The organism is Mesorhizobium sp. M7A.T.Ca.US.000.02.2.1, from assembly GCF_003996995.1.
Lineage (GTDB): Bacteria > Pseudomonadota > Alphaproteobacteria > Rhizobiales > Rhizobiaceae > Mesorhizobium.
On record NZ_RZTT01000828.1, the window covers coordinates 1 to 834 of the forward strand.

At 61.4% G+C, this 834-nt stretch carries 1 protein-coding gene and 1 pseudogene; one reads left to right on the forward strand and one right to left on the reverse strand.

The window, feature by feature from the left end:
- Positions 1–518, forward strand: a 518-nt coding sequence (locus tag EOD15_RS34940) for a hypothetical protein (RefSeq protein WP_127409356.1), incomplete at its 5' end; no start/stop codon positions are given.
- Between the two features lie 103 nt (positions 519–621).
- Here EOD15_RS34940 and EOD15_RS34945 read toward each other — a convergent pair.
- Positions 622–834: pseudogene (locus EOD15_RS34945) on the reverse strand (ATP-dependent helicase); the annotation flags it as partial.

An 834-nucleotide genomic window follows, 5' to 3' on the forward strand; every position in this document is an offset into this window, starting at 1 on the left:
CCGAGGACGCCAACAAGGCCGACATCGAAGCCTTGAAGAAGTCGCTCGCCAAATATGAGGATTACACCGCTGCCGTCCGCGACCTCTATCTGTCGACCGTCGGCTGCGTCCACTACAGCGGAGAAAAGATACCGGGCGCGATGGACTACCCGAAGGGCGCCATGGGCATCCACTTCGTCAATGTCCCGAGTGTCGGCCAGAAGCTCGATCCGATGAGGCCGAACGTGCTGATCTACGAGCCGACCAAGGAAGGCCTGAAGTTGGTCGGAGTGGAATGGCTGGTGCCGCTGACGCCGGACACCAAGGAGCCGCCCAAGCTGTTTGGCCAAACCTTCATGGGACCTATGGAGGGGCACTACCCTCTCATCCCGAAGGAGTTCGTCCATTACGACCTTCATGCCTGGCTCGGGGACAACCCGAACGGCATGTTCAGTCCGACGAACCCGAACGTGAAATGCAACAAGGCCGAGTTTCCGATGCTGGAAAAACCGACCAAGATGATGCCTGGGCCGATGTAACGGGCGAGCCAGGCTGAAAGCTTTGCCAGAAGGCAGCCGAGTGGCCGGCAAGCTTTGCCAGAAGGCAGCCGAGTGGCCGGCTCGCCTTCGAAGCGGTCGGGAATCAGACCTTGGCGACGATCCGCATGAAGGCCGGCATGTCGTCGCCGAAGCCAACGGTGGAATCGTTGTCTTCCTGGTGGCGTTGGCGGGCAGGGCGGCTGTTGTCGCGCTGCGGCCGGGTGTCGCCGCGTTCGGGTGCGCGCTGTTCATTGCGATCGGATGATTTGCGCTCGGTGTTTTCCGAACGGATCGCTTCCTTGCGCGAGCGCCGTTC